The organism is Roseomonas chloroacetimidivorans (assembly GCF_049629625.1).
In the GTDB taxonomy this organism is placed as follows: Bacteria; Pseudomonadota; Alphaproteobacteria; order Acetobacterales; family Acetobacteraceae; genus Roseomonas; species Roseomonas chloroacetimidivorans.
Genome location: NZ_JBNBZS010000009.1, coordinates 213,811 through 233,417 on the forward strand (window position 1 = coordinate 213,811; position 19,607 = coordinate 233,417).

General features: G+C 68.5%; 21 protein-coding genes and 1 pseudogene. 7 read left to right on the forward strand and 15 right to left on the reverse strand.

Annotation, left to right across the window (positions count from 1 at the left end; translation table 11 throughout):
• Positions 1-9: 9 nt before the first annotated feature.
• Both ACO1BU_RS08300 and purD read right to left on the reverse strand, forming a co-directional pair.
• Positions 10-939, reverse strand: coding sequence for a hypothetical protein (locus ACO1BU_RS08300; protein WP_424135448.1), 930 nt, complete (start codon positions 937-939; stop codon positions 10-12).
• A gap of 14 nt (positions 940-953) precedes the next feature.
• The gene (purD, locus tag ACO1BU_RS08305) at positions 954-2,222 is read right to left on the reverse strand and encodes a phosphoribosylamine--glycine ligase (protein ID WP_424135449.1); all 1,269 of its coding nucleotides are present in this window, start codon (positions 2,220-2,222) and stop codon (positions 954-956) included.
• A 256-nt stretch (positions 2,223-2,478) separates the two neighbouring features.
• On the opposite strand from purD, the pseudogene ACO1BU_RS08310 reads away from it, so the two are divergent.
• The 3 genes and pseudogenes from ACO1BU_RS08310 to ctaD form a co-directional block, all read left to right on the forward strand.
• Positions 2,479-2,850: pseudogene (locus ACO1BU_RS08310) on the forward strand (formate/nitrite transporter family protein); the annotation flags it as partial.
• A 31-nt stretch (positions 2,851-2,881) separates the two neighbouring features.
• A complete protein-coding gene (locus tag ACO1BU_RS08315) occupies positions 2,882-3,103 on the forward strand; it encodes a hypothetical protein (protein WP_424135533.1) in 222 nt (73 codons plus the stop codon).
• Between the two features lie 171 nt (positions 3,104-3,274).
• On the forward strand, positions 3,275-4,894 hold the full coding sequence (gene ctaD, locus ACO1BU_RS08320) for a cytochrome c oxidase subunit I (RefSeq protein WP_424135450.1): 1,620 nt from the start codon (positions 3,275-3,277) through the stop codon (positions 4,892-4,894).
• A 36-nt stretch (positions 4,895-4,930) separates the two neighbouring features.
• Here ctaD and ACO1BU_RS08325 read toward each other — a convergent pair whose 3' ends face one another.
• On the reverse strand, positions 4,931-6,103 hold the full coding sequence (locus ACO1BU_RS08325) for a sensor histidine kinase (RefSeq protein ID WP_424135451.1): 1,173 nt from the start codon (positions 6,101-6,103) through the stop codon (positions 4,931-4,933).
• A gap of 105 nt (positions 6,104-6,208) precedes the next feature.
• On the opposite strand from ACO1BU_RS08325, the gene xseA reads away from it, so the two are divergent.
• Together xseA and ACO1BU_RS08335 are read left to right on the forward strand one after the other, a co-directional pair.
• Complete coding sequence (gene xseA / locus ACO1BU_RS08330; RefSeq protein WP_424135530.1) at positions 6,209-7,786, forward strand: exodeoxyribonuclease VII large subunit; 1,578 nt, start codon at positions 6,209-6,211, stop codon at positions 7,784-7,786.
• Positions 7,787-7,836: 50 nt separating this feature from the next.
• Positions 7,837-8,697 carry a M23 family metallopeptidase gene (locus ACO1BU_RS08335; protein WP_424135452.1) on the forward strand — a complete coding sequence of 287 codons (861 nt, stop codon included), beginning with the start codon at positions 7,837-7,839 and terminating at the stop codon, positions 8,695-8,697.
• 18 nt (positions 8,698-8,715) lie between these two features.
• Here the strand turns inward: ACO1BU_RS08335 and ACO1BU_RS08340 are convergent, their stop codons facing one another.
• The 8 genes from ACO1BU_RS08340 to ACO1BU_RS08375 form a co-directional block, all read right to left on the reverse strand.
• Positions 8,716-8,919, reverse strand: coding sequence for a hypothetical protein (locus tag ACO1BU_RS08340; RefSeq protein WP_424135453.1), 204 nt, complete (start codon positions 8,917-8,919; stop codon positions 8,716-8,718).
• A gap of 752 nt (positions 8,920-9,671) precedes the next feature.
• Positions 9,672-10,373 carry an ATP-binding cassette domain-containing protein gene (locus ACO1BU_RS08345; protein ID WP_424135454.1) on the reverse strand — a complete coding sequence of 234 codons (702 nt, stop codon included), beginning with the start codon at positions 10,371-10,373 and terminating at the stop codon, positions 9,672-9,674.
• Positions 10,373-11,596, reverse strand: coding sequence for an ABC transporter permease DevC (gene devC / locus ACO1BU_RS08350; protein WP_424135455.1), 1,224 nt, complete (start codon positions 11,594-11,596; stop codon positions 10,373-10,375). The genes ACO1BU_RS08345 and devC overlap by 1 nt, the downstream gene beginning before the upstream one ends.
• A complete protein-coding gene (locus ACO1BU_RS08355) occupies positions 11,593-12,624 on the reverse strand; it encodes an HlyD family efflux transporter periplasmic adaptor subunit (RefSeq protein WP_424135456.1) in 1,032 nt (343 codons plus the stop codon). The genes devC and ACO1BU_RS08355 overlap by 4 nt, the downstream gene beginning before the upstream one ends.
• Positions 12,621-13,181, reverse strand: coding sequence for a TetR/AcrR family transcriptional regulator (locus tag ACO1BU_RS08360; RefSeq protein WP_424135457.1), 561 nt, complete (start codon positions 13,179-13,181; stop codon positions 12,621-12,623). Before ACO1BU_RS08360 ends, ACO1BU_RS08355 begins: the two co-directional genes overlap by 4 nt.
• Before the next feature lie 88 nt (positions 13,182-13,269).
• Complete coding sequence (locus ACO1BU_RS08365) at positions 13,270-13,749, reverse strand: CinA family protein (protein ID WP_424135458.1); 480 nt, start codon at positions 13,747-13,749, stop codon at positions 13,270-13,272.
• On the reverse strand, positions 13,746-14,141 hold the full coding sequence (locus ACO1BU_RS08370) for a putative quinol monooxygenase (RefSeq protein WP_424135459.1): 396 nt from the start codon (positions 14,139-14,141) through the stop codon (positions 13,746-13,748). Before ACO1BU_RS08370 ends, ACO1BU_RS08365 begins: the two co-directional genes overlap by 4 nt.
• A complete protein-coding gene (locus tag ACO1BU_RS08375) occupies positions 14,138-14,776 on the reverse strand; it encodes a histidine phosphatase family protein (RefSeq protein WP_424135460.1) in 639 nt (212 codons plus the stop codon). Before ACO1BU_RS08375 ends, ACO1BU_RS08370 begins: the two co-directional genes overlap by 4 nt.
• Positions 14,777-14,877: 101 nt before the next feature.
• On the opposite strand from ACO1BU_RS08375, the gene thrC reads away from it, so the two are divergent.
• Complete coding sequence (thrC, locus tag ACO1BU_RS08380; protein ID WP_424135461.1) at positions 14,878-16,278, forward strand: threonine synthase; 1,401 nt, start codon at positions 14,878-14,880, stop codon at positions 16,276-16,278.
• Between the two features lie 27 nt (positions 16,279-16,305).
• Here thrC and ACO1BU_RS08385 read toward each other — a convergent pair whose 3' ends face one another.
• Positions 16,306-16,734 (reverse strand): DUF805 domain-containing protein, encoded by a 429-nt coding sequence (locus ACO1BU_RS08385; RefSeq protein WP_424135462.1) that lies wholly within the window; start codon positions 16,732-16,734, stop codon positions 16,306-16,308.
• Positions 16,735-16,914: 180 nt separating this feature from the next.
• Between ACO1BU_RS08385 and ACO1BU_RS08390 the strand changes: the two genes are divergently transcribed.
• Positions 16,915-17,889: a Bug family tripartite tricarboxylate transporter substrate binding protein gene (locus tag ACO1BU_RS08390; RefSeq protein WP_424135463.1), complete on the forward strand. Its 975-nt coding sequence runs from the start codon at positions 16,915-16,917 to the stop codon at positions 17,887-17,889.
• A gap of 23 nt (positions 17,890-17,912) precedes the next feature.
• On the opposite strand, the gene ACO1BU_RS08395 is transcribed toward ACO1BU_RS08390, so the two are convergent.
• From ACO1BU_RS08395 to ACO1BU_RS08405, 3 genes are all read right to left on the reverse strand, one after another.
• Positions 17,913-18,119 (reverse strand): hypothetical protein, encoded by a 207-nt coding sequence (locus ACO1BU_RS08395; RefSeq protein ID WP_424135464.1) that lies wholly within the window; start codon positions 18,117-18,119, stop codon positions 17,913-17,915.
• A gap of 210 nt (positions 18,120-18,329) precedes the next feature.
• Positions 18,330-18,773, reverse strand: coding sequence for a class II aldolase/adducin family protein (locus tag ACO1BU_RS08400; protein ID WP_424135465.1), 444 nt, complete (start codon positions 18,771-18,773; stop codon positions 18,330-18,332).
• 312 nt (positions 18,774-19,085) lie between these two features.
• Positions 19,086-19,601, reverse strand: coding sequence for a 3-hydroxyanthranilate 3,4-dioxygenase (locus tag ACO1BU_RS08405; protein ID WP_424135466.1), 516 nt, complete (start codon positions 19,599-19,601; stop codon positions 19,086-19,088).
• Between the last annotated feature and the right edge of the window lie 6 nt (positions 19,602-19,607).

A 19,607-nucleotide genomic window follows, 5' to 3' on the forward strand; every position in this document is an offset into this window, starting at 1 on the left:
GCCTCACCCCTAGCCGAACAACCCCATCGCCCGGCGGCCCGGCGGCACGTCGGTCACCCCGGCCGCCCGCGGGTGCCACCACCAGCCCCCGCCTGGCCCCACCACCACCCCCGCATGAAAGCGCGGGGGCGGCACGTAGCGCTCCTCGCCGGCCAGGATCGCAGCCCCACGCGGCGTCAGCGCATGGGGCGCATCGCGCGAGACCAGCCGCCGCGTGCTGGTGGAAAGCCGCTTCAGCAAGTCCCGCACGATCAGATCCGTGAAATGGAAGACCTGATCAGCCGGGCGCAGCTGGCGAAACAGTGCGGCCTCGTCCCGCGCGCCCTCCGCGATGGCCTGCATCATCATCCGCTCGGTCAGGCCCAGGCCATCCGTCACCCAGGGCAGGTCCTGCAGGTGGCGGCGCATGGCGCGGGCCAGATGTGGCAGGGGCAGGGCGCGGCGTGACAACCGGTCCAGCGCCGTCGGGTCCGGCGAGGCGAAGGCGCGCCAAGCCTCGGCCCCAGCCTCCACCGCCGACCAGGGCAGGGGCTCAGGCGCCAGCGCCTCCAGTTCTCCCTGGGGCAGATCAGGGAAACTCCGGCGCCCATCGGCGGGCATCAGGTAGAGGCGCCCGGCCAGGACCGGCATGTCGGCGAGCAGCGACAGCAGGCGGATCAGCACCGCCTGGTCCCACAGATCGTGTTCGAACCACAGCAGGATGCGCGAATACGCCGCCAGCCCGCGCAGCGCCGTGTATTCCGTGCCCAGCCGGGACCGCACCGCCGCCAAGTCCGGCCCGTAATGCCCGGCCACGAAGACGGCCCGGCGGGAGAGGTATTCGGGCAGGGAGCCCGCCTGCACCGGCCCCTGGCATACCGGATCGGCCAGGCAGAAATACTCCCCGGGCACGCGCCCCCGCAGATCGTCGCCGCAGCGGACAGAGGCTGTGCCCTCCATCAGGATCTTCCCCCTCACAAGGCCCTGTGGGCGATGTCGCGCCGGCAGAAGCCACCGGGCCAGTCCAGCGCGTCGACGGCAGCATAGGCAGCCTCCCGCGCCGCGCGCAGGTCGGGGGCCGTGGCGCCGATGCCAAGCACCCGGCCGCCCGAGGCCACGACCGACCCATCCGCCCCGCGCGCGGTGCCCGCATGGAACACGCGCACGCCCGGCACCGCGGCGGCCTTCTCCAGCCCGCCGATAGGCTCGCCCTTCTTCACCGTGCCCGGATAGCCGCGCGCGGCCATCACCACGACCAGGGAGGGATCCTCCGACCATTCCAAGGATACGCCGGACAGGTCTCCCTTCGCCGAGGCCACCAGGGCCGGCAACAGGTCGCTCTTCAGCCGCATCATCAGCGCCTGACACTCAGGATCGCCGAAGCGCACATTGAACTCGATCACGCGCGGGCCGGTCGCGGTCAGCATCAGCCCGACAAAGAGCACGCCCCGGAAAGGCGCGCCGCGCCGGCTCATCTCGGCCAGCACGGGGTTCACCACGCGGGCCATGACCTCATCCCGCATGGCATCCGTGAAGGCCGGGGGCGGAGAATAGGCGCCCATGCCACCCGTATTCGGGCCGGTGTCGCCATCGCCCACGCGCTTGTGGTCCTGGGCGGCAGCGAGGGGAATGGCGCGCGTGCCGTCGCAGAGGGCGAAGAAGGAGGCCTCCTCCCCCATCATGCATTCCTCGATCACCACGCGGGCGCCGGCGGCGCCGTGGACACGGCTTTCCATGATGTCGGCGATGGCGGCCTCGGCCTCCTCCAGCGTCGCGGCCACCACCACGCCCTTGCCGGCGGCCAGCCCATCCGCCTTCACCACGATCGGAGCGCCCTGGGCCCGCAGATAGGCCCGCGCGGCCACCGGATCCTCGAAGCGCTGCCAGGCGGCGGTCGGCGCCTGGGCGGCATCCAGCACCTCCTTGGTGAAGGCCTTGGATCCCTCCAGCATGGCGGCCGCCGCGCTCGGCCCGAAGCAGGCGATCCCAGCCTCCGCGCAGGCATCGGCCAGACCCAGCGTCAGCGGCGCCTCGGGCCCCGCCACCACCAGTTTCACCCCGTTCTCCCTGGCGAAGCCAACCAGCGCCGGGATGTCCTCCGCCCCGATCGCCACGCATTCGGCATGGGCCGCGATTCCCGGATTGCCCGGGGCGCACCACAGCTTCGTCAGTAGCGGGCTCTCCGCAATCCGCCATGCCAGCGCGTGCTCGCGGCCGCCGCCGCCGACCAGAAGAACCTTCATGCGCGCCCAAACCCCCTGAAGCCGTCGCGGCGCCTTATGCCGTGGAAGGGGCCGCGCGTCTGCGCCCCTTCCACGGCATAAGGCGGCCGGTCTCTGACCCGGCTGATACGATCTCGCCGCCCCGCGCTCCGCCAGGTGCGGTCTGCATCCGCCTGCAGAAGCGGAAGTATCGCCACCTCCAACGGCCAGCGGAACGGGGCGCTCATGGGGGCGGACCGCGTCTGCCAGGCGCCGGTCGCCCAAGAGAGGATCGAGCGTGGGGACGGATGCACCCTGGCGGCCGCTCGTCACCAATCTTGGCTATACGACAGGCTTCCTGATCGTCGTGCTCGGGCGGCAGCAGCTCTTCACCGAGAACACGCTCTTCCCGATCCTTCCGCTCCTTCACAACCGCAGCATCCACACGCTCTGGCGCGTGCTGCGCCTCTGGGGCCTTGTCCTGGCCGGGAATCTGACGGCGACCTGGATCTTCGCCAATGCGGTTGTGCATACTGCGGTTTTCGACGCGGAGGCCAAGGCGGCCTTCGCCGAAATCGCCCGCCACGCCCTGGCCCACCCATTCGGCACGCCCCCTCTGAGGGCGATCTTCGCGGGGTGGCTGATCGCGCTGATGGTCTGGCTCCTGCCGGCGGCGGAAACCGCCCGCCCCCCTGGTCATCATGGTCCTGACCTATCTCGTCTCGCTCGGGCAGTTCTCACATATCATCGCCGGATCCGTGGACGCATTCTGTCTCGTGGCAACGGGAGAGGCGGGCTGGAGCGATTATGCCGTGCGCTTTCTCCTCCTCACCCTGCTGGGCGCAATCTTCGGGGGTGTCACGCTGGTCGCAGTGCTCAACCGCGAGCAAGTCGCGCCGGAAACCAATCAGCGCCAGACCTGACCGGATCAGCCGGAGGCCCGCCGCCGCTCACACAGGTTAGTGCGCAGTGCAGCGGAATCATCCAGCGTCCGGCCGGCCCGCTTGGCCACGCATTTGCGCGAAACACATTGTCCCGCGGCCGGTCTTCGGGCGAGGCGCTCAACTCGGCGCGGGCTCACGAGGCTGAAGAGCATGGCGGCAAACACGCACCACCCCAATGCTGTATCAGGCCATGACGGGGCGCATGCCGAGCACGACCACGGACCGCCTGGCTTCATCCGCCGATGGCTCTTCTCCACGAACCACAAGGATATCGGAACACTTTATTTCATCTTCTCCATCTTTTCGGCGACACTCGCGGTCGCGATCTCCATCCTGATGCGGGCGGAGCTCATGGAGCCCGGGCTGCAGATCTTCCCGGACGGACAGAGCTGGAACACGACTGTCTCCATCCACGGGCTGACGATGATCTTCTTTGTCATCATGCCCATCCTGATCGGCGGCTTCGGCAACTGGTTCGTGCCGATCATGATCGGCGCGCCGGACATGGCCTTCCCCCGCCTGAACAACATCTCCTTCTGGCTGGTCGTGCCCGCCGTCATTATGCTCTATGCAAGCCTGTTCATCGGCAATGCCGGGGCGGGATGGACGCTCTATCCACCGCTGTCCGACGATACCTACCATACGGGGCCGGCGATGGACCTGCAGCTCTTCTCGCTGCACCTCTCCGGCGTCAGCTCCCTCCTTAGCGCGATGAACTTCATCGCCACCATCTTCAACATGCGCGCCCCGGGCATGACGCTGCACAAGATGCCGCTCTTCGTCTGGGCACAGCTCGTCACTGCCTTTCTGCTGTTGCTGTCCCTGCCGGTTCTGGCCGGCGCAATCACCATGCTGATCACGGACCGCAATTTCGGCACGGCCTTCTTCAAGCCTGAGGGCGGCGGCGACCCGGTGCTGTTCCAGCACCTGTTCTGGTTCTTCGGCCACCCCGAAGTCTACATCATCATCCTGCCGGCCTTCGGGATCATCTCCCACGTCCTGTCCACCTTCAGCCGCAAGCCGATCTTCGGCTACCTGGGCATGGTTTACGCGCTGGTGGCGATCGGCGTGGTGGGCTTCGTGGTCTGGGCACACCACATGTTCACCTCGGGCATCTCGGTGGACACGCGGGCCTACTTCATGGCCGCGACGATGATCATCGCGGTGCCGACGGGCATCAAGATCTTCTCCTGGATTGCAACGATGTGGGGCGGTTCGATCAGCTTCAAGACGCCGATGCTTTTCGCCATCGGCTTCCTCTTCGTCTTTACGGTTGGTGGCGTGACCGGCGTGAAGCTGGCCAATGCCGGCGTGGACGTGATCCTGCACAACACCTATTACGTGGTCGCGCATTTTCACTATGTGATGGCGATTGCAGCGGCCTTCGCCATCTTTGCGGGCTTCTATTATTGGGTCGGCAAGATGAGTGGCCGCCAGTATCCGGAACGGCTGGGCCAGATCCACTTCTGGACCTTCTTCATCGGGGTCAACGTGACCTTCTTCCCCATGCATTTTCTGGGCGCCCAGGGCATGCCGCGGCGCTATCCGGACTACCCCGACGCCTTCGCCGGCTGGCACCTCGTTGCTTCCATTGGCTCCTATATCAGCGGGGTCTCGTTCCTCGTTTTCCTGGTCGTGGTGGTTATGACCCTGGCCCGCGGCCCCAAGGCAGCGGCGAACCCCTGGGGTGAAGGCGCGACGACGCTGGAATGGCAGGTTGCCTCCCCGCCGCCCTTCCACACCTTCAACGAGTTGCCAGTCATCCGCTGAGGCGGCTGGCGAGGCCGGAGGCTCTGCCCTCCGGCCTCAGGTCACCAGCGGGAAGAACACGCAGATGCCGGTTCCCTGCATCTGTTCGGCCCGGGCCAGCCGCCCGCCGACCTGCTGCACCAGGCGCTGCACCAGTTCCGTGCCCGAACTGCCCGGGCGCGGCGGCCCCATTCCCACCCCATCATCGCGCACACAGAGCCGCCCCTCGCCCCCTGGCGAGTTGGCGAATTCCACCCGGATCGTCCCGCAGCGCCCCTCCGGGAAGGCGTGCTTCAGCGCATTCGTCACCAATTCGTTTACGATCAGCCCGAGCGGCACGGCCCGCACATGCGGCATCTCGACCCGGTCCAGCATCGTCTCGATCGCCACCCCCTCCCGCCGTTGTGACAGGTTGGCGCAGAGCGCTTGCAGGTAATCGGACAACTCAATCTGTCCGGTGCTGCGGTCCAGGTTCAATTGATCATGCGCAACGCCGATTGCGGTCACCCGGTCCAACACATGACTGAGCATGCGCTTCACCTCGGGGTCTGTCGACCGCCGCCGCTGCATGACGAGCAGGGACATGATGAGCTGCAGGTCATTCTTGCTGCGGTGTTCCAACTCGCTCCGCAACATGCGTTCCTGGGCCAGCAGGCGGGCCGTGTCGGCCGCAGTGTCCAGCACCCCCCTCAGGCCCAGCCGGCTGCGCAGTGCAAGCCCCAGTGTATTGGCCAGGGCCGAGAGGAACTGCACATCATCCGGCCCGAAATGGCGGGGCACGTCGCTGTCCACCTCCAGCACGCCCCAGACATCGCCGTCTACCGTCACCGGCACATTGAGCGCCGAAACGACACCATGGTCCCTCAGCACCGGCGCATAGCGGAACTCCGGGTCGTTCGGCAGATCGTCGATGATGTTGGGTTGACTCGTCCGCAGCGCCTGGCCGGGCGGGGAGGCAAGGTCCGCCGCAAGGCGCACATGGCCGACCACCCCCGGATTCCAGCCCACGCCTCCTACGATCACCAGGTCCCCGTGTTCGGGCCGGTGCCGAAGAACCTTGGTGTGACGGATGCCGATGCCCCGCGCCGCCTGCACGCAGGCGAGCTGGACCAGCCGCTCCACGTCGCTGCTATCGGCCGCCATGCGGCCGAAATCGCTGAGCATTTCGCCATAGCGGCGCAACCGCGCAAGCTGCCCCTCTATTGGCGTTTCGGTGGTCTCCACTGGCATGAAGAAGTATAGTCTCCTGCTGTTGCAGGGACGGAAGGGCGACGAAGCAGAGAAGTTTCTGTCCGATCCGTGGCGCCCTTGCCCGTGAAGCGTCATAATCCCGGGATGGACGGCACGCCGAGCAACATTCCCGAATACAGTGTTTCCGAGATCTCGGGCGCGGTGAAGCGCACGCTGGAAGGCGCCTTCGGCCGCATCCGCGTGCGCGGTGAGATCTGCGAGTTCAAGACCTATCCTTCCGGCCACTCCTATCTTTCGATGAAGGACGAGACTGGCACGATTCGCGCCATTATCTGGCGGGGCGCCATGTCCAAGCTGGCCGTGAAACCCGAGAACGGGGTGGAGGTGATCGCCACCGGCAAGATCACCGCCTCCGACAAACGCTCCGACTACGCGCTGCAGATCGAGAAGCTGGAATATGCCGGCGAAGGCGCGTTGCTGGCCCGCATCGAAAAGCTGCGCCTGCGCCTCGGCGCCGAGGGCCTCTTCGATGAGGCCCGCAAGCGCCCCCTGCCCTTCCTGCCTGAAGTGGTTGGGGTGATCACCAGCGAGAAGGGCGCGGTGTTGCACGACATCCGCACCACCCTGGCCCGCCGCTTTCCCCGCCGCGTGCTGCTGATCCCCGTGGCCGTGCAGGGCCAGGGCGCCGCAGAGCAGGTGGCAGCCGCCATCGCCACCATGGGCAGCCTCTCGCCTCTCGGCCGCATCCCGCGCCCCGATGTGATCATCGTCGCCCGTGGCGGTGGCAGCCTCGAGGATCTGATGGCCTTCAACGAGGAGGTCGTCGTCCGCGCCGCCGCCGCCTCACCAATCCCGCTGATCTCCGCCGTCGGGCACGAGACCGACACGACACTGATCGATTTCGCCGCCGACCGCCGGGCCCCCACCCCGACCGCCGCTGCGGAACTGGCCGTTCCGGCGCGGGAGGAACTTCTTGCCGCGCTGCAGCAACGTGCCACACGCCTGGCCCGTGCCGGCCATTCCGTGCTCGACCGCGCCCGCCTGCGCCTGAGCCGTGCCGGCGCCGGCCTGCCGGACCTGCCCGCCCTGATCGCCGCCGGCCGCAACCGGGTGGAGGACCGCGGCCATCGCCTGCAACTCGCCCCCCGGGCGCTGATCGCCGCCAAGCGCCGCGCGTTGGAAACTGCTGCCGCCCGCCTGCCCCGGCCACAGGAGGCCATCGCCCAGCGCCGCAGCGCCCTTAACCTGATCGCCTTCCGCCTGGGCGGCGCCACTCGGGCCGTGCTGGACCGGCAATCCCGCACCCTGGTCTCCCTGCCCAATCCGGCGCCGCTGCTCCGCGCCCGGCTGCGCGAGGGCCGCGCTGGTTTCATCCGCATCGGGGAGCGGCTGGACGCCGCGGCCCAGCGCCGCCTGACGGAGCGCAGCAGCGCTCTTGCCCGCATTCCCGATGCGACGCCGCTGGTCGCCGCACGCCTGCGCGAGTGCCGTGCCGCGCTGCGCGGACTTTCCGCGCGGCTGGAGGGCGCTTCCTATCAGGCCCTGCTGGAACGTGGCTTCGCCCTGGTGCGCGACAATGGTGGCCAGCCTGTGACCGCCGCCGCCGCCGTGGCACCCGGACAGCGCCTGACGCTGCAATTTGCGGATGGCAGCGTGAGCGTGACGGATGACAGGGGGAAGCGGCGCGGCAAGGCCGCTGCACCGCAGGAGACGCTGCTGTGATGGACCGGGGAAAGGCTCCCTTCCATCCCCATCTAACTCCTGGAGCACCGATGACCACTCGCGCGCCCCAACATGAAAAGGAGCCTGGAGAGAATTTCTTCTCCCCGGCCTTTTTCTCCCGCCGCGCCGCCCTGGCCCTTCCGGCGCTGCTTCTCGCCAAGCGAGCCAAGGCCGCCGTCATCCTCCCAGAGCACGTCACGCAGGGCGCCCTCGTGACGGGTCGTGCGGATCCTGGCACGCGCCTTACTTTCGAGGGCCGCGATCTTCGCGTTTCACCGGACGGAATCTTTGCCTTTGGTTTCGGCCGCGACGCCGGGTCGCATGCCACGCTCGGCATCACCACGTCCGATGGCCGGCGCGAGGAGCGCCGCCTCACCGTGGTTCCGCGTGAATGGGATATCCAGCAGCTGCACGGCCTGCCACCCCGCATGGTCACGCCCGATGCCATGGCACTGGCACGCATCCGGGCGGAGCAGGAGCGGCTGAATGCCGCCCGCCGGACCAACACGCCCACGCCCTATTTCGCTGAAGGCTTCGAATGGCCCGCGCAGGGCCGGATCAGCGGCGTCTATGGCAGCCAGCGGATCCTGAACGGGCAGCCGCGTGCGCCGCATCTGGGGCTGGACATCGCCGTGCCCACCGGCACGCCGCTAGTGGCCGCCGCGTCAGGCCGTGTGACGCTGGCGGCCGATCTCTACTTCACCGGCAATACGCTGCTGATTGAGCACGGGCATGGGGTGACCACCCTCTACGCCCATATGTCCCGGCATGACGTGCGCGAGGGCGAGGCGGTTTCGCGTGGGCAGGTGATCGGCCTTTCCGGCGCTACGGGCCGCGTCACCGGCCCGCACCTGCATCTCGGCTTGTTCTGGCTCTCGACCTCGCTTGACCCTCGGCCGGTTCTTCCCTGATCTCCCTCCCTCGGCCGCTTAGGCGGCCGTGGGGTGCAATTCCATCATGGGCGTCGGCGGCGAGGCGGGCAGCACCATCGGGCCGGGGCGCAAGGCCAGCAGGCCACCACGCGGCTCCATCACCCGTTTCTCGGCGGACAGCGTGTCCACCGTGGAACGGGCAGCACCGCGCAGCAGAACGCGGGGCGGAAAATAGTCGCGACCGGGAAGCGGAACGCGCATGAACTCGAACTCCAAACCAAGACGGACACGACCCGCACCGCCGAAACGCCCCGGCGAGCGCGAGGCACGGCCCGTCGCGCAAACAGTGTTGTCTCGGCCTTCGCCTCGCAAGGCGGCGTGTCGTGACAAGACGGTGAAGGATGATCCTCATCCGCCGGGGCGCTGAACGCCGCCAACCCGCTCCGCGTTGCGAGTGGCGGCGCCGTTTACGCGAGCAACACGAAAGAACTGTCAGCCGGTCGTTCTCCTTTGGCCACCTCCTCTCGTCGAGGCGACGCTTGTGGCGCTCTTCCCGAGCGGCAACGTTGCCTCCACCATTCCGGAAACCCACGCCGAAGTGATGCGCGATGTCGCGTCGGGTGCCGTTCTTCACCCCCCAGTGTAAGGCTTGTGCGAGCGGCTCCATGCTGCATCTGCGTTGCTGACAGCCAGCCGAGATCACCGCTGGATGCCGTATGTTACCCAAGCGAGCCCGTGGGCACTGCTGCGCCGGAACAACTCCGTTCCTTTGGGTTCATTTCAACATTCAAGCCCATTGCCTGACAGACAGTTCACGTTCCCGGACGGTTCCGCTCTGCGACGGCCGCTCAAGCTTCAGTCACGCGTCCGACGCCAGCCCCTGGAGACCGGGGCCGGCATGTCGCCGCGCTTTACAGGATGAAATCGTTTTGAAACGGCCCTTCCCCGTGCACGACGCGGCGCATGAACAGCGCGAAGTGCAGCGGGCAATCCCGCATGTTGCAGTGCAGGCCCTAACCTTTCACCGCGCGAGCCGCTTCGTCCGAAACCACGCGCCCATCCTCCATCGCCACAATGCGGTCCGCCACGTCCAGGATGCGCGGGTCATGCGTCACCAAGAGGATTGCGGTGCCGCGGGAGCGGGCGAGGTCGCGCAACAGCCGCACCACTTCCTGGCCACTCGCCTTGTCCAGCGCCGCCGTGGGCTCGTCGGCCAGGATCAGCCCGGGGCTGCCCACCAGCGCCCGCGCCACCGCCACGCGCTGCCGCTGGCCTCCGGAAAGCTGCCCCGGCCATTTCTCCAGGTGCTCCGCCAGGCCCACCGCGCGCAGCATGTTTTCCGCACGTTCGAGCCGCATGCGCTCCGTCGTGGTGCCGTCCAGTTCCAGCGCCATGGCCACGTTCTGCCGTGCGGTCAGGAAGCCCAGCAAGTTGTGGTTCTGGAAGATGAAACCGATACTGCGCCGCAGCACGACGCGATCCGCTTCCCGTGCCCCGGCCAGCTCCTGCCCCAGCACGCGGCAGGATCCTTGCTGCACTGCACGAAGTGCACCGACCAGTGTCAGCAAGGTCGTCTTGCCGCTGCCGGACGGGCCCGTGAGGATCACGATCTCGCCCGGTGCCACGCGTAGATCCACGTCGCGCAGCACCTCCCTCCGCAACGCACCCTCGCCATAGGCGTAGGTGACGCCGGCAACCTCCACCGGGTTCTGCATCAGAACATATCCGCCGGATCGGCATCGCGCAGCTTGCGCATGGCGAGCAGACCAGCCAGGCCGCACATGCCGAATATTAGCCCGAACACGGTCATGGTCCGCCCAACTTCCATGGCCAGGGGCAGGAAGGTCGCATCCGCCACCACGCCATAGAGCACCGCCGAGACCACCGCGCCCGGCACGAAGCCCAGCAAGGCGAGGATTCCCGCCGCCCCCAGCACGACACGGGAGAGATGGCCGTTGGAATAGCCCATGGCCTTCAGCGTCGCGTATTCCTTCAGATGGCCGGCGATGTCGCTGAACAGGATCTGGTAGACGATCACCATCCCGACGATCAGCCCCATCAGGCTGCCGAAGCTGAAGATGAAGCCGATCGGGGTCGCCTCCTGCCAGTAGCGCAGCTCATGGGCGTGCAGCTCCGCCGCGGTCAGCACCGCCACATCCTGTGGAAGGATGGCACGCAGCGCGGCCTGCGCCTGCAGCAGGTCGGTGCCGGGCTTCAGCCGTATCGCCGCCAGATCCACCAGCTCCGCCCGCCTCTCGCGCGCCACGCGCCGGAAATTCACCTCCGACAGAATGACATTGCCATCCGCGCCGAAGGAGGTGCCCATGGCGACAGTGCCGATAACGCGCATCTCGCGGTTGCCAATCTGGACGGAAAAGGGCCCGCGCTCCGCGAAGAGATCGCCGATGGGCCCGAATTCGGGGCGCGAGCGCGTGTCGAAGGCGAAGGAGTCCGGCTGCTTCAGCGCGTCGCGCAGCGGCGCCAGGCCGGGCAGGTCCAGCACCCCTGCCTCCATGTCGAAACCGACAAGTTGGACCATGCGCCGCCTCCCAGTGACCGGGTTCCGGAAACTGGATTGCGCGAGATAGACGGGCACTGCGGCCTGTACCTCCTCCACGCCCAGTGCCTGGGAGACACGCGCCCGCGGCAGCGTTTCCGGCCGGAAGGAGGCGACGGTGAGCGGGTTCATCAGGAACAGGTCCGCCCGCATGGCGCCGATCAGCGTCGTCGCGCTTTCGAACAAGGCCGCGCGGAAGCCGAGCTGCATGAAGACGAGCATGCAGGCGAACATCACGCCCGCGATGGCCGAAGCCAGTCGTGCCTTCTCGGACCATAATTGCCGCCAGGCCAGCCGGACCGCGAGGCTGATGGAAGTGAGCAGGCCTGGGCTGCGCGGGGCGGCGAGCAGGTCCGGGCGGATGTCGCTGATCGCATTCATGGCTTGATCGCCACCTGCACCTGCATGCCAGAGCGCCGCATCAGGGCTTTCCTCGCAGCCTCATCCAGGGTCAGGCGCACCTCGACGGTGCGCGCATCCACCGCGGCCACAGGATCGGTGCCGGCCTGGGTTGTGCGGCGCACCACCCAGCCGATTTCCCGGACCACCGCGTTGTGGCGCGTGGCCTCGCCCGGGACGATCACTTCAGCCGGGGCGCCCTCCCGCAGGCGCGGCAAGTCGGTCTCATAGACATCGGCCACAACATCGAGCCGGGAGAGATCGCCGATTTCCAGCACGCCATCCGAGCCGACCGCCTCACCGGGCCGCACGATGATACGCAGGATAGTGCCGTCCGAGGGCGCGCGCAGGCGGGACAGCGCCGCATCCGCCCGCGCGCGGGCCAGCGTCGCCTCAGCCGCCGCGAGATCGGCCGCGGCATGCGCCACGTCTTCCGGCCGTGGGTGGCGCAGCGTCTCCAGATCGGCCTCTGCCGTCGCCCGCTCGGCGGCGCGCTGGGCAGCCAGGAAGCGGTTGCGCTCCGCCTGGGCCGCCGCGCCGGCGCCGGAGGCGACGAGCGATTCCGACCTTGCAGCCTCACGCCGCGCGGTCTCCTCGGCGGCGCGCAGCGCCGTCACCCGCGCCTCGGCGGCTTCCAGCTCGCTCGGGCTGCCACCGCGCCGGGTGCGTTCCAGCGTGGCATTCGCCTGGGCCAGCCGGGCGGCCGCCTCGGCCACCGCCGCGTCGCGCTGGGCGGCGTCGGCGAATTCGGCCAGCACCTGGCCTTCTTTCACGACATCGCCTTCGGCCACCAGCAGGCGCTCCAGCCTGGCTCCGAGGCTAACGCCGGGGGCCGCCAGGCGCCGTATCCGCTCTGCTGGCTCTACCCGCCCCAGCGCGCCGACACCGGCCGGCGCAAAGGCCGCTGCGGGCGGAGCGACCGGCGCTTCTGCGAAGGGCCCCATCCCGGCCGCCCAGGCGGACAGCCCGGCCGCCAGCAGGGTGCAGCCGATCCAGCCCCAGCGCGTCACGATGCGCCCTCGAGCAGCCCGTACAGCGTCGCGCGCAGGGCGGCCACCTCATGGGCGCCCGGCTCGTAGAGGCGGAAGAGCCGGGACATGAACAGCCCGTCCCCCGCCAGCATGATGGCAGCGGCAATGCCGGGCGGCGTGCCATCGGCCGCCACGGCCTCACGGATGCGGGCGAAGAAGGCGCGGATCGGGTCGATCAACGCTGGATCGTGGTGAAAGGCGGCCAGCAGCACGGCCGCCGCGCGCGCATGGGCCTCCGAAATATCGGGCTGGTCGAAGGTGAAGGAGAGGCAGGCCCTGAGCGCGCGATGCGGCCCCTCCGGCTGGGCCGCGAGGATGGTGCGGTAATCCGCTTCGATGCCTTCGGCGAGGCGGCGCATCAGCCCGATCAGAAGCGCCTCCTTGGAGGCGAAGTGATAGAGCAGCCCCCCCTTGGAGACGCCCGCCTCCCTGGCCGCACCTTCCAGCGTCAGGGCGGGTACGCCGCGGGCGCGGATGATGGCCTCTGCGGCGTCGAGGACCCGGGTGCGGGCGTCAGGACGGGGCTCGGTACTCATGGCCAAGAGCTATACCGTCCGGACGGATTTTCAACCGTCCGGACGGTATAGTAACCGTCACGAGTCCTTCGGGGGCGACCCCTGCGGATTAGCCCTTCAGGGCTTCCTCCAGGAGTTCCAGGGCGGCCGTGGCGAAGCCCTCCATATTGGTCGTCCGGTCGGTGGAGGCGGTTTCGAGGGTGCGCGACAAGGTCAGGGAACCGCAGGCGGCCAGACAGCTATGCCCCGCCGCATCACCGTAGCGATTGCCGGACGGCCCGGCCGCACCCGTTTCCGCCAGCCCCCAATCCGCCCCGAGCCGCTGCCGCCCCCGCTCGGCCAGCAGTCGCGCATAAGGCTCGGTGGCACTGCGCATTCCCGCCATGTCCTCGGGCGAGATATCGAGCAGGCTGGCCCGGGCGGCGGCGGTGTAGACCACGCCTCCTCCCATGAAATAGGCCGAGGCGCCGGGCACGGCGAGCAGCCGCGCCGCGATCAACCCGCCTGCGGAGGACTCGGCCACCGCGACGGTCTGCTTCCGCTCGATCAGAAGGGCCGCGACCCGTGCGGCGGCTTCCGTGCTGCTCATGCGTCCGTCAGCACATGGATGGTGCGGCTCGCGATCAGATCGCGCGAGGCCTTCCCATAGGCGACCATGTGCGGGGCGGCACCATGGGCCTTCAGGGCCTCGGGCGAGGCCCATTTCTCGATCACGATGAAGGTGTCAGGGCCGATCGGGGTCTGCGCCGGCCCGAAATCCGGCTGGTCGATGACCGGGCCGTATTCGATGCATCCCTCCTCCGCCAGCACCGCCGGCATATTGGCATGGAACAGGGCCAGAAGCGCATCGCGCTGGCCGGGCTTGGCGGTGATGATGGCGACGACATGGATCATGGGCTGCTGCTCGCTCCGGTATTCGGCCGTGCAGGCTAGGCCAGCGGCGGCCCGGCCGGAATGCGCTTCGGTGCGGGTTCCGCTCAACACCCGTGGAAGCCGCCCCCTGGCAGCGGTGCCAGCTCCAGCACGCCCAGCACCCGGAAGGCCCCACCCGGCTCGACCACCGCGAAGGACCCTTCCGGCAGGGCGCGCCCGCCTACAGGCGGGCCGGCGATCATGATCAGTGGAGTGCGATGCCCGACCAGCATGCGGTTTACCCCGGCTGGAACGGGCTCGGAGAGCAGGCGCCGGTGGCCCGCCATCACCTCTTCCAGCCGCGCCCCCGCATAGTCATCGGCGAGCAGGTCGTCGGTCACCCGCACCCGGTTGGGCCCGAAGGCCGCCTCCGCCGTGTCCCGCGCCCGGAACACCGGCCCGGCCAGCACAGGGAATTCCAGCGGAATGCCCAGTTCCGCGATGCGCCGCCCGACCAGGGCCGCCTGTTCCCGCCCCATCGGGGAGATGTTCCGCTGCCCGGCCCGGTCCCCCACCCGGAAGGAGCGGTCGCAGGCTTCGCCCCGCGTGTCGGCATGTCGCATGAACAGCACCAGCCCGCCTTGCCGCAGGCGCGCGACCAGCGCGTCGCCCTCCGGCGTGCCGGGCCGGGTCGCGACCAATTCCTGCGCCAGAGCAGGCAGGGCCAAAACCAACAGAGGAAGCAGAAAGGCTCGGCGGATCATGCCCGCCATCCTGGCGTGCCTCCGCCACCCCCTTCCAATCACGATGCCCCCATGCGCGATGCGCCATTCCGGCGGCGGCCCCTTTCCGCTAAGCCCCGCCCATGCGCTACGTCTCCACCCGCGGCGAGGCCGCCCCCCGCGACTTCGAATCCGTTCTCCTGGCCGGCCTGGCTGAGGATGGCGGGCTGTTCCTGCCGGAGACCTGGCCCGTCCTGACCAGTGAGGACTGGAACGCCCTGCGCGGCCTGCCCTATCCTGACCTGGCGGCCAACATCATCGCCCGCTTCACCGGCGATGCCTTTGAGGATGGCGCCCTGCTGGCCATGTGCCGGGACGCCTATGCGGGCTTCACCACCCCCGCCGTGGCCCCGCTGGTTCAGCTGGACGAGCGCCGCTTTGCGCTGGAGCTGTTCCACGGCCCGACCCTGGCCTTCAAGGATTTCGCCCTCCAGCTCCTCGGCCGCTTGTTCGACCATGTGCTGGCCCGGCGCGGTGAGCGCATCACCATCGTCGGCGCCACCTCCGGCGACACCGGCTCCGCCGCCATTGAAGCCTGCCGCGACCGGCAGAACCTCGATATCGTCATCCTGCATCCGGAGGGCCGCACCAGCGCCGTGCAGCGCCGGCAGATGACGACGGTGCTTTCCCCGAATGTGAAGAACATCGCGGTCCAGGGCGATTTCGACAATTGTCAGGATCTGGTGAAGGCGATGTTCAACGACGCGCCCTTCCGCGCCGAGATGAACCTGTCCGCCGTCAACTCCATCAACTGGGCGCGTATCGCGGCGCAAATCCCGTACTACGTCTATTCCGCTCTCGCCCTTGGCGCTCCGCAGCGGGAAGTGGCCTTCGCCGTGCCGACCGGCAATTTCGGCAATGTCTTCGCGGCCTGGGCGGCGCGGCGCATGGGGCTACCCGTCTCCACGCTGATCATCGGCTCCAACCGCAACGACATCCTCGCGCGCTGGATCACTGCCAACGACATGTCGGCGCAGCCCGTGGTGCCCAGCTATTCGCCGAGCATGGACATCCAGGTTTCCTCGAATTTCGAGCGCCTGCTTTTCGAGCTGCTGGGCCGTGATGGCATGAGGACCGCCACCGCCATGCGCGCCTTCCGCGACACCGGTCGCATGCCCATCGACGAGGCCACCTGGCGTGCCGCGACCGCCCTGTTCCGCGGCCATGCCGTGTCGGATGAGGAGACGGTCGCTGAGATGCGCCGCCTCCACGCCCAGGGCTATCTCGCTGATCCGCACACGGCCGCCGGCACCGCCGCCAGCCATGGCTGCATGCCGGACGACAAGGTGACGCCCATCATCATCGCCGCCACCGCCCATCCCGCAAAGTTCCCGGATGCGGTTGAACAGGCAACCGGCCAGCGCCCGGCCCTGCCACCGCATATGGCCGATCTCTACGATCGCGAGGAGCGCTTCACGGTGTTACCGAACGACCTCTCTGCCGTAGAGACGGCGGTGCGGGCCCACGCGCGGCGGAACGGGTAATCATCCCGCCGCGCCCGGCCCCGGACCTCAGGCCAGGGCCGGGTTGACGCTGGCCGCGACAGGCGGCGTACCGAAGCGGTTCGGCCCAGGCGTGCCCCGCTGGCAAAGCCAGACCAGCAGCAGGATGCCCGCGGCCAGGACGCCGAGCATGCCGAGCCCGTAGAGCAGAAAGCCGATCCCGGGCACCAGGAGTCCGATCGTCAGGAGTGCCGGGACGAGCACGATGAGCTGCCACCAGCCGGAGCGATCCGTGTCATGCAGCCGCCGCGTGGCAGCGGCCAGGGCCGGCACCAGGAAGGCGAGCCCCACGAGGCTGCCCAGCGGGCCGGTGCTTGAACTGCCGAACAGAGCAGAGTCGAGGATCGACGCCACGATGTTCACCAGCACGAGGAACAGGACAAAGTACCAGTATTCCGAGCGCCGAGCGCGGCCGCGGAACACCGCGTACTGGCGCAAGCAGGTCGAAACTGCCTCCTGAAATCCCACTGCTCAATCCCTTTCAGATCACGTTCGGAACGGAACGCATTCGGTTCGAATTGTCAACGTCATCTCTGCAGATCGGCGCGGGCTGGCTGCGGTTGTGCCGGATTTTGCCACGGCCCTAAGCTGCCGGTGGAAATGTCCGGAACAACAATCATGCCCGACCTCTCACGCCGGCAAATCGTCGCGGCGGCAACGGCCGCCACGCTCCTGCCCTCCCTCGCGCGTGCGCAGGCCCCCTGGCCGAGCCGGCCGATCCGGGTGGTTGCTTCCTACGCGCCCGGCGGCGGGGTGGACGTGCCCACGCGGCTCCTGGCCGAACCGATGGGCGCTTTTCTCGGCCAGCCGCTGGTGGTGGAGAACCGTGGCGGCGCCACCGGTTCCATCGGTGCCAGCGTCGTCGCCCAGGCCGCGCCGGATGGTTACACCATCCTTTCCGACGCCTCGGGGCAGGCGCTCAACCCCACGCTGATGCCCAACCTGCCTTTCGACTACGTCACCGCCTTCGCGCCGATCGGGCATCTCTGTACGCTACCGCAGGTGCTGGTGGTGCTGCCGGGCGGGCCGCAGAGCCTGGCCGCACTGATGGAACGCGCCCGCAAGAACCGCGGCATGACCTATGCCTCCTCCGGCATCGCCTCGGGGCCGCATCTGGCCGGGGCGGTGCTGTCACGTCGCGCGGATCTGGGGCTGGTGCATGTCGCCTATCGCGGCTCGGCCCCAGCCATGCAGGACGTGCTGTCGGGCGCGGTGGATATGGCCTTTTCCACCACGCCGGCGGCGGTCCCGCTGATCCGGGAGGGCCGGCTTCGTCCTTTGGCGGTCACGACGCGGGAGCGGCTGCCCTTCCTGCCCGATGTACCGACCATGGCCGAGCAGGGTTTCGAAGGCTACGACGTGAATGAGTGGGTTGCGATGTGGGCCCCGGCCGGAACGCCCGGCCCGGTGCTGGAGCGCCTGAATACAGCATTGAACGAGGCCCTACGTGATGCGGCACGACGTGACCGGATGCTGAACGGCATGGGCGTGCTGCCCACCGGCGGCAGCCGGGAGGAGCTGGCGCGCTTCGTGGCGGATCAGCGGGTGGCGATGCGCGAGGTGGTGCGGGCGGAAAACATCCGCATCGAGTGACGCAAGTGGCCCTGGAGCGGGGCTCAACGGCCCTGCTGTTCGGGTCCTTCCGTTTCCGCGCGGCCCTGCGGCTTTCCGTGCTCCGCCTCGCCATGGCTGCCAAGCTGCTCCAGCTTGCGCTTCACCTTGCGGTCTTCCTCCGTAAGCGGCACCGGGCTCACCGGTGCGACGCCTGAAGGCACTGAGTCGCCCGGGTCATGGCCGGGATCGTCGCGATTTTCCTGGGTCATCGGATAGTCCTGCGCCGCCGTCGGTCCGAACAAAGCGCGGGCCGGAGGAACCGGTTTCACCCTTCTGGCGGTCGCGGGCCCGAGCGGCCTCGGCCCTGATCACGCCCTGCTCCGGCGGGTTGCCAGCGGCCAGGCAGTTCAACTCCACCCGCGAGACATCCTTGAGATATCAGGTGAGCACCACTGCCTGCTTCAGCGAGGTTCCGGCTATCACCGCGCCATTGCCGCGCATGACGATGGCACGGCGCCCACCGAGTTGCTCGGCCATGGCCTTGGTCTGGGCGTCAGTACGGATGAGCTGCGGGTCGTCCCACAGGGCCGGCGCTGGCGAGATAACAGCCAAAGCCGTGGCGCGGCCGCGCGGTGCGGCCCATGGTGCCCAGGCTCATGGTGCGTGGCGGCATGGAGCGGCCCCCTCACCTCCGCGCGACGCCGGTAGATCTCGCGGTGAATGCGGACCTCGCCCAGCACGCCCTCGGGCAGGCCGCCCTCCAGCGGAACCACGGCGCAGGTTTCCCCTGGCGCCACCAGGCCCAGCGGGCGGGAGGGGGCGACGAGGAAATGGACCTCGTCCAGCCGCAGGCTGCAATGGCCATAGGCATGCACCAGCCCGTGGCGGCCCAGGGCCCTTGCCGCCACCCACGCCGAAAGCATGCGCATCATCCTCGCCGAAGTCGCGGAGAAGGACCGGCTTGCGGGCCGCGTGCCGCTTGCGGAGCGGCGAAAGCCGAAAACGGTACAGACGCGAGCTGGCCGGGATATTGGACGACCGAGTAAGGGCCATGCTCCCTGGAATGGCTACGGCGCCTCTGCGCTCCCCTCTCCGCCGGCGACAGGCCGCTGCGAGTGACCGGTCCCAGGCGGCTGAGGGTCAGCCTCATCAGCGATGGTCACGCCATTCCACGCGGCCATTCAGAAGGGATACTTTGCCGAGGATGGGCTGATGATGGAAAGAGCAGTCGGTCATCAGACCTCGAAACCCTCAGGCACCGGCGTGATGTGCCCGCAGGCCTCGCAGGTACGGTTCTTCTCACTGCCGTAGAAGCGCTTGTAGGCCTGGCCCACGGGATCAGCGCTGTACTGGGCGACCGGCGCGGACTCCTCATGCACCAGGGCGTCGCAGTTCGGGCAGTACCACTGGAAGCGGTCCACGTCGCCCGGCCGGCGCTCCTGCTCCAGGATGACCGCGAAGGCGTCAGGCGGAAAGCGGGGCGAGTGGGGAGTGCCCTTCGGGGTGTAGATCATCGATCCCTCGGGCAGGACCGTGATCTCCTCCTTCCCGTCCGGCGTGCGGGAGTGGAGGTGCATGGTTCCCTTGACCTGGAACATCACCTCGTCTGAGGGATTGATATGGAACTCGCTGCGGTATTCGCGGCCGCGCGCCATGAAGACCAGCGAATCGGGGTGCTGCCAGAGAACGCTGACGTGCTTCCCGCTTGCCTCCAGCTCCTTCATTCGCTGCTGCAGGTCAACAACTGGCATCTTGAA

Bases quoted from the DNA above. Each gene is read 5' to 3' on its own strand.
- ACO1BU_RS08400 (WP_424135465.1), bottom strand. From the start codon at position 18,773: ATGCTTTCGGCGTGGGTGGCGGCAAGGGCCCTGGGCCGCCACGGGCTG.
- ACO1BU_RS08315 (WP_424135533.1), top strand. From the start codon at position 2,882: ATGGTCCTGACCTATCTCGTCTCGCTCGGGCAGTTCTCACATATCATC.
- ACO1BU_RS08360 (WP_424135457.1), bottom strand. From the start codon at position 13,181: ATGAGTACCGAGCCCCGTCCTGACGCCCGCACCCGGGTCCTCGACGCC.
- xseA (WP_424135530.1), top strand. From the start codon at position 6,209: ATGGACGGCACGCCGAGCAACATTCCCGAATACAGTGTTTCCGAGATC.
- devC (WP_424135455.1), bottom strand. From the start codon at position 11,596: ATGAATGCGATCAGCGACATCCGCCCGGACCTGCTCGCCGCCCCGCGC.
- ACO1BU_RS08365 (WP_424135458.1), bottom strand. From the start codon at position 13,749: ATGAGCAGCACGGAAGCCGCCGCACGGGTCGCGGCCCTTCTGATCGAG.
- ACO1BU_RS08390 (WP_424135463.1), top strand. From the start codon at position 16,915: ATGCCCGACCTCTCACGCCGGCAAATCGTCGCGGCGGCAACGGCCGCC.
- ACO1BU_RS08335 (WP_424135452.1), top strand. From the start codon at position 7,837: ATGACCACTCGCGCGCCCCAACATGAAAAGGAGCCTGGAGAGAATTTC.
- ACO1BU_RS08325 (WP_424135451.1), bottom strand. From the start codon at position 6,103: ATGCCAGTGGAGACCACCGAAACGCCAATAGAGGGGCAGCTTGCGCGG.
- ACO1BU_RS08340 (WP_424135453.1), bottom strand. From the start codon at position 8,919: ATGCGCGTTCCGCTTCCCGGTCGCGACTATTTTCCGCCCCGCGTTCTG.
- ACO1BU_RS08345 (WP_424135454.1), bottom strand. From the start codon at position 10,373: ATGCAGAACCCGGTGGAGGTTGCCGGCGTCACCTACGCCTATGGCGAG.
- ACO1BU_RS08395 (WP_424135464.1), bottom strand. From the start codon at position 18,119: ATGACCCAGGAAAATCGCGACGATCCCGGCCATGACCCGGGCGACTCA.
- ctaD (WP_424135450.1), top strand. From the start codon at position 3,275: ATGGCGGCAAACACGCACCACCCCAATGCTGTATCAGGCCATGACGGG.
- thrC (WP_424135461.1), top strand. From the start codon at position 14,878: ATGCGCTACGTCTCCACCCGCGGCGAGGCCGCCCCCCGCGACTTCGAA.
- ACO1BU_RS08300 (WP_424135448.1), bottom strand. From the start codon at position 939: ATGGAGGGCACAGCCTCTGTCCGCTGCGGCGACGATCTGCGGGGGCGC.
- purD (WP_424135449.1), bottom strand. From the start codon at position 2,222: ATGAAGGTTCTTCTGGTCGGCGGCGGCGGCCGCGAGCACGCGCTGGCA.
- ACO1BU_RS08405 (WP_424135466.1), bottom strand. From the start codon at position 19,601: ATGCCAGTTGTTGACCTGCAGCAGCGAATGAAGGAGCTGGAGGCAAGC.
- ACO1BU_RS08375 (WP_424135460.1), bottom strand. From the start codon at position 14,776: ATGATCCGCCGAGCCTTTCTGCTTCCTCTGTTGGTTTTGGCCCTGCCT.